The organism is Pseudoalteromonas sp. SG45-2 (genome assembly GCF_014164115.1).
Taxonomy (GTDB): domain Bacteria; phylum Pseudomonadota; class Gammaproteobacteria; order Enterobacterales; family Alteromonadaceae; genus Pseudoalteromonas; species Pseudoalteromonas distincta.
In genome coordinates, this window is record NZ_JACJEO010000043.1 from 1 (window position 1) to 7,571 (window position 7,571).

4 protein-coding genes are annotated in these 7,571 nt (G+C 38.4%); 1 reads left to right on the forward strand and 3 read right to left on the reverse strand.

Annotated features, from left to right (window positions below; translation table 11 throughout):
• Positions 1 to 171: 171 nt before the first annotated feature.
• The 3 genes from glmS to H5116_RS19810 form a co-directional block, all read right to left on the reverse strand.
• Positions 172 to 1,992: a glutamine--fructose-6-phosphate transaminase (isomerizing) gene (gene glmS, locus H5116_RS19800; RefSeq protein WP_182716909.1), complete on the reverse strand. Its 1,821-nt coding sequence runs from the start codon at positions 1,990 to 1,992 to the stop codon at positions 172 to 174.
• Between the two features lie 46 nt (positions 1,993 to 2,038).
• Complete coding sequence (locus H5116_RS19805; protein ID WP_182716910.1) at positions 2,039 to 2,803, reverse strand: DeoR/GlpR family DNA-binding transcription regulator; 765 nt, start codon at positions 2,801 to 2,803, stop codon at positions 2,039 to 2,041.
• Positions 2,804 to 2,987: 184 nt separating this feature from the next.
• The gene (locus tag H5116_RS19810) at positions 2,988 to 6,428 is read right to left on the reverse strand and encodes a VCBS repeat-containing protein (RefSeq protein ID WP_182716911.1); all 3,441 of its coding nucleotides are present in this window, start codon (positions 6,426 to 6,428) and stop codon (positions 2,988 to 2,990) included.
• Between the two features lie 184 nt (positions 6,429 to 6,612).
• Between H5116_RS19810 and H5116_RS19815 the strand changes: the two genes are divergently transcribed.
• Entirely contained in the window at positions 6,613 to 7,140 is a 528-nt protein-coding gene (locus H5116_RS19815) for a sugar O-acetyltransferase (RefSeq protein WP_024596997.1), read from the forward strand.
• Positions 7,141 to 7,571 lie beyond the last annotated feature (431 nt).

The following is a 7,571-nucleotide window of genomic DNA, read 5'->3' on the forward strand; positions in this document are numbered from 1 at the left end:
TACCAAGCGCACAGGGCGTGCATCTGTGAAAGTGTTATGGCAAGGATGGCTTAAGTTACAAGCCATCCTGGAAGGCTACGATTTAGCAAAATCTCTTGAGTCAGACTTGTGATCAAGAGACAGCTATAAGCGCCTTTTTATCTTTAACAGGTAATTACCAACCTATTGATTTTACTCAACAGTAACTGATTTAGCTAAATTACGTGGTTGGTCAACGTCGGTACCTTTAATTACTGCTACGTAGTACGACAGTAACTGTAATGGCAGTGTGTAAACAATTGGCGCAATAATGTCGTCAGTGTGGTTTACGTTGATAACACGCATTGTGTCGTCTGACTCAAAGTGTGAATCTTTATCTGCGAATACGTAAATAATGCCGCCACGTGCGCGTACTTCTTCTACGTTTGATTTAAGCTTTTCTAATAACTCATTGTTTGGTGCTACAACAATAATTGGCATGTCAGCATCAATAAGTGCGAGTGGGCCATGTTTTAGCTCGCCCGCTGCGTAGGCTTCTGCGTGAATGTACGAAATCTCTTTAAGCTTAAGCGCACCTTCCATTGCGATTGGATATTGTGAGCCACGACCTAAAAACAGTGAGTGATGCTTGTCGGCAAATTCTTCTGCAAGGTCTGCAATGCCATCTGCAAGCAGTAATGTTTCTTCAAGCTTAGCAGGTAGTACTTTTATAGCATTAACAATAGCACTTTGATCAAGCTGTTTTTCTTGAGCTATAGACGCAGTAAGCATTAACAAACCAACTAATTGCGTTGTAAATGCTTTAGTAGAAGCCACGCCTATTTCAGCGCCAGCTTTGGTCATAAAGGCAAGGTCTGATTCGCGTACAAGCGATGAACCAGGTACGTTACAAATGGTCATTGAGGCCATGTAACCTTGCTCTTTAGCTAGGCGTAATGCAGCTAGCGTATCGGCAGTTTCACCCGATTGAGAAATAGTAACAAGTAAGCTATTTTCATGAACAAACGACTGACGGTATCTAAATTCAGAAGCTATTTCTACATTACAGCTAACGCCTGCAAATTGCTCAAGCCAATAACGTGCAACCATACCTGAATGGTAAGACGTACCACAGGCAATAATTTGCACGTGTTTTACGTCTTTAAATATTTGCTGAGCGCTTTCGCCAAAGGCATCAATTGCTACGCGGTCGTCGTTTAAACGCCCTTCAAGGGTATTACGTACCGCAAGTGGTTGCTCGTAGATTTCTTTTAGCATGTAGTGGCGGTAGTCGCCTTTGCCTGATGCATCTTGTGTAATGTTTGACTCAATCACTTCACGCTCTACAGCGTCGCCATTTTCATCAAAAATTTCTACTGTGTCACGTGTAATACGCGCTACATCGCCTTCTTCTAAAAAGATGAAGCTACGAGTAACAGGTAATAGTGCTAACTGATCAGAAGCTATAAAGTTTTCGCCAAGGCCTAAACCAATAACAAGAGGGCTACCTGAGCGCGCTACAATGATTTCGTTGTCGTTTGCTTTATCAAATACAACTGTACCAAACGCACCTTCAAACTGTTTAACAGCAGCTTGTACTGATGCTAGTAAAGTCGTGTGCTGCTTACGAAGCTTATGAATTAAGTGCACCATTACTTCGGTATCGGTTTCAGATAGAAACTCGTAGCCTTCTTCTTTAAGCGATGCGCGTAAGCTTGCGTGGTTTTCAATAATACCGTTGTGCACAAGTGCTAACTGGTTGTTTGATACATGTGGGTGTGCATTTGCTTCTGTAACGCTACCATGTGTTGCCCAGCGAGTGTGTGCAATACCTGTATGACCGCTAACGCCTGCTTTCTCAAGTGCAGCTTCTACGTTTACTACTTTACCTACTGCTTTAACAGTATTAAGTGTGTTGCCATCAAGCAATGCTACGCCTGCTGAGTCATAACCACGGTATTCAAGACGTTTAAGGCCTTCAACTAAAATTTTGTTTACTGGACGTTCTGCAACTGCCCCAACTATTCCACACATAGTGTCTCCATTAATTTTTTAATTCTAGTAACTCACTTTGTAGTTACTATTCAATAATCTCTGCGCAAATTAGTTTTACACCACACGCCTCAATTGCTTTGCGTTTTTCGTCTGCTAAGCCATTGTCGGTTATTAATGTGGTTACTATTTTCCACGGTAATTCTAAATTTGGTATTTTTCGGCCAATCTTATCTGATTCAACCATTACAATTACTTCACGAGCCGCTTTTGCCATTACTTGGCTCAAACCAACTAACTCATTAAAGGTTGTTGTGCCACGTTTTACATCTATACCATCCGCACCAATAAAGAGCTGATCAAAGTCATAAGAGCATAATACATTTTCGGCAACTTGCCCCTGAAACGACTCAGAATGCGGATCCCACGTCCCACCGGTCATCAAAAGTGTTGGCTCGTTCTCAAGTGCTAATAAACGACTCGCTACTTTAATTGCGTTTGTCATTACAACTAGCCCACGCTTATCAGCAAGCTCGGGGATCATCGCAGCAGTAGTACGCCCGCTATCAATAATAATGCGGTTATGATCTTTTATAAGTGCAGCTGCTGCCTTAGCTATTGCAACTTTGCGCTTTGAATCTATTTCATCGCTAACGATTTCTTTAGGCAGTGCAATAGCCCCCCCATAGCGGCGAAGTAATAAACCACTTTTTTCAAGCGAGGTTAAATCTTTTCGAATGGTTACTTCAGATGTTTGAAACTGCTGTGCTAACTTTTCAACGGCTACTTCACCTAATTCATTAACTTGAACCAGTATATTGTGACGACGCTGCTGTGTGTTTCGTTTAGTCATAAAGCTCGTGAATTAAGTTTCATTTCGAAAGTTATGCGATTTTAAACGAAACAACCTAAATGGCAAGTGAATGAGTAAAAAAAGCGCAATGTGCGCTTTTTAATTTAACAGCATGTAGATGTGGTGAAACATTCTAACTTGCTCAGTGAGCTAGAAACTAGATTACTGAGCACGCTATTATTTTTTAGTTCAAATAAGGATATATTAAAAACTCACTACCTAAAATATATAAACTCCAAGAATCACGCTCATCTTTTTGAATTAATACATCGTGGTAATTATTCGAGATTTGTGGACTCTCCCAAATAACTTGATTTGATAACTTATCCACTAGGCTAATTGTTTTTTCTATAGAGTAATGCGCCAGATAGTTTCGGCCATAAACGCCACCTATAGCTTCATCGAGGATTTTCTCTTTGTGGTAAATTGTAAAGCCCTTAATTTGTTGTTCGTCCAAAATTTCTAATGCTTTCGTTTTCGTATCTAATACTATTAAACCACCTTCTTCATCGAAAGTACCAAAAGTACGATAATCAATTATTAGCTCTAGTTGAGGATCTGAATCTAGCTGAATAGCATGTACATGCGCTACATGGCTTGTTGTTTCTTGTAAGAAATCTAAAGGTACAGGCCAATTGCTACTGTCAATTGAAATGGGTGATAAGCTTGGATTTTCGTAAAAAGCTATACCTAAATCGTAATAACCTATTATTATTTTTGACAACTCCTCAGACGGCAAGTAAGGAAAGTAGGCTCTTGATACGACTTCTCCTGTTTGTTTAGCGATTGTGTAATATCTAATATCACTTTTAAAGCTCAAGTGTGTTTCGGACTCTGTAAAAGCAAAATCATACGAATTAGAAAAAGTCACTTCTGCAACGCTAGTTTGCCAAATTACACTGGTTGAACCTGTATTGCGTTTAACAATAAATGTCTCGTTGTTAATTTGAGTTAATGAATACTCAATTTGATTTTCATTATCTTGCGTTAACAGCATCTCTCCAGTGAAAGTAACAGGTGCATTATTGTGCGTTACCTTAGCCGAACGGCCAAAATCTGAAATGCTAACCGTATCATCAACAGCACCAACAATATGAAGATTAGGAAGTTGACCTTGAGCCACTGATGAATACTCAAGCTGCCATAGCCCATTCTCATAGCTAAAGCTTTGCATCGCATATTCTTCGTATAAATAACTTCCTTCTAAACTATCTGTTTTGCTTACTAATAATGACTGTATTCCATCATTATCAAAATCAACAGCACCTATTACTCTCCCAATGGGGTTTTCAGCAATAGATACAGAGAACAATTGCCACTGCTGATCAAAGTAATAAAGCTCTTTTGAATTAGAAAAATAAACATGACTATAAGGACTATCTACTTCAAGGCTAATCGAAATACCATCATTGAAATTAGTCTCAAACTTTTCACTACCCACCTGCAGTTCACCACCTTCCCACCATATTAGTTCACTATAATGTTCGGAGGCCTTATATCTAGTTACACGACAATTATCACCACTGGTAAATGCCTTAAATTTATATTCAGAATAGGGTCCTATCAGGTATTTGTTCTGTTTGACATCAAATATACTTTCCCTATCAATTAACTCTTTAAAGCCGTCGTTATTCAAATCACAAACTTGAATCAAGCGATTTGAATAATTAAGTGAAAGGTCCGGCGCAACAATAAGCGTAGTGATAGAAAGATCATTTCCATTAATAAGATAACTATCATACGAATGCCCCGCCGAAAGAAGAATATCTTCAATACCATCGCCGTTATAATCAAATACCATAGAGTTATAGTTTTCAGCCGAAACATCATCTATCAGCAAACTACTTGAACCCTCATTAGTTAAAAATATTTGATGTTTAGCTGCCTCTTGGTTGTAAGTAATACTTAGCCAATTTAGTTGCGTCCCTGACTGATTCAGAAATGCACCTACATGCTCAACATTTGAAGGTAAGGGAGGTATCCATTTATTGTATTCTAGCAACCCTGTCTCACTGAGACTTAAAATATAATTATCATTACCGCGTAATACACCCCTTTTTTGGTTCGAAAGCTTAATTGAAGCTACACTGGATGTTGAGTTGTTCACATAACCAACTGAGCGATTATCTACGCCACCGAGTGATTGAAGGTTGATTTGGTGCTTAATTCTTATTTGATTGTCAGAGTTTGAGATATCAACAGCAAAATTTACGTTTAAATTACTACCAAAGTCAGGCGCGTTGCTTAACCAATTAATCTCTCCTTGTTCTGAAATCGAGATATTACTTGGCCCATAAGCAATTTTGTATTCAAAAGGACCATCGAACTCATCATTGGATAAGTTAATAATGGCTGTATAGTGTTCACCTAATTCTATTTCATCATATGCAGTAATGTCAGAAACAATTGCTGGCAGTTTTTCTAATTTAAACTCATGCTCCACAGTATTTTCTGCACCACTTGGGTCTACAACTGTTAACGAAATACGATAAAGGCCAGGTAGGTCTCCAATAAAGTCAATTTTGCTACCGGTGCCAAGTTGCCAACTAGCATTCTGCGGAAAAGTTATTAATTTCCACTCATAACCTAATGGTTCAAAATCAGGGTCCTTGGACTGCGTTGCATCAAGAGTAAGGATAGAGTGTCGTAGAGCTTTGTTCGAGCCTGAAATACTTGCTATAGGAACAGAGTTGGCAGTATTGTTATAAACATTATCTAAGTCAGTTAAATAAAACTCTAGTGGTAAAAATTCATTAGATAGATGTATGGTCGAAATGCCATTAGCTTTGAGATCTACACTGGCAGTATTTTGTGATATTAGGGTGTACTTTGCTCCTATTATTGAAGGCAGAGATATATCATTGGTTGGATAAAACTCATCAGTTTTTATTGTTAGTTTTCCTAAATCACTAAAATAAACTTCACCATTAAAACCAATACCATACCCAACATTCGTTGCATCTAAAACAGCATCAAGCCTTACATTAGAGAATAAAATATCAAGCGAATTTTCATCAGCACCTTTAAATTGAATATTCACAGTAGCGCTACTGTCACTATTTACTCCCTGACTATTAGCAATAGCAAAACCTTCTGTTAAATAGGTAACCCCAAGCACTTCGTTACTAATTGTTAAACTAGGTACTACCCCATATTCTAAAACAAATTCAGCGTTAGAGTTTTCGATATAAATATCAGATTGCCCATTAAAAACCCACCCAGCAGCAGAGCAATTGTTATAAGTAATTATATAGTGCTGATTAGCCTCTTCCTCTTTCATGTCAGCAGAGCCAGTAACACAACCGAAATTATCAGATTGGTTATCTAGCACTGGGTCGTGGAGAAATAGATTTTGATAATCCTCTCCAAATACTATGGAATTTAGGCTATCTATTAGATATGAGTACTGAGTTGTTAGTTGAGTTACATTACTTGCTGTTATTTCGAATAAAGATAATTCACCGTCATAGGTAGGCGTATTTTGATAATCAGGCTTAACAAATTTAGTTTTTCCAGAAGAACCAGAATCATTATTAGCAGGTTGGCTGGCATCATTACCCCCTCCCCCACAACCGGCTAAAATAATTGTTAAACAGAATAATTTAGTTAGTTTATTTAATTTCATTACTTACTCCTTGTAACATGAATTTTACATTATTAAAGCTTTTTTAAAAAGGAATATAATAAAAGTCAAAATTTGTTTAAAACCTTTTTAGCTCATACAAAAAGGTAATAACAACTTTTCAGTAAAATATATAAGCATGAGATAATACTTAATAATGTATGCATATAAATGAATAACAAACTCAATGAAATTATTTAATAGCGTGACTAAGCCATATTTAATGCAAAGAAAACAAACAGGCGAGATATGCCGATTATTCAATAAAAGCCCGAGCAAAGGTAATTTAAAGCGTATTAAAGAGCTGTTCGCACAATGCGGTGAAGAGGTAATTATAGAATCAGGTTTTCATTGCGATTATGGCAATCAAATAGTTATTGGTGATCGTACTTTTATGAATGTTAATTGCACACTTCTCGATTCGCCATTAGCCAATTACTCAATCACCATAGGTGATGACTGCTTAATAGGCCCGAACGTTCAGCTTTTAGCTGTGTCACATGCTACTAATCCAGCAGAAAGGCTTAATAAGGAAAACTTTGCAGCACCTATCGCGTTAGGCAATAACGTATGGATTGGCGCAGGCGCTATTATTCTTGCTGGAGTTAATATAGGCGAAAATAGTATTGTGGGTGCGGGTGCTGTGGTTACTAAAAATGTAATGGCTAATACCGTAGTAGCGGGTAATCCAGCTCGTGAAATAAGAACACTATAATGTGATTTTAACGTTGGGAGTCGCTGTGCTCGCCCGACCTACGTGATGGTGTTGCTATGAGTGTGTTAATTCGCACATTTCATTTTCTGCAGACGTAAAAAAACCGACTATTTCTAGTCATGCTCTCTACAATTTTAAGCCTTGTGATGTCGTAGTGCCCACAGCGGTGGAGAGTCACATAGCAAATGCTACTGGATTGGCCCACTGAGATATTGAGGGATTTTGCTGTGATTTTAACGTCGGGAGTCGCTGTGCTCGCCCGGCCTACGTGATGGGGGTTGCTGTGAGTGTGTGTTAATTGCGCGTATTTCACTTTTCTGCAGACGTAAAAAAGCCCGACTATTTCTAGTCGGGCTTTCTACAATTTGAAGCCTGGTAATGTCCTACTTTCACATAGCAAATGCTACACTATCATCGGCGCTGTTTCGTTT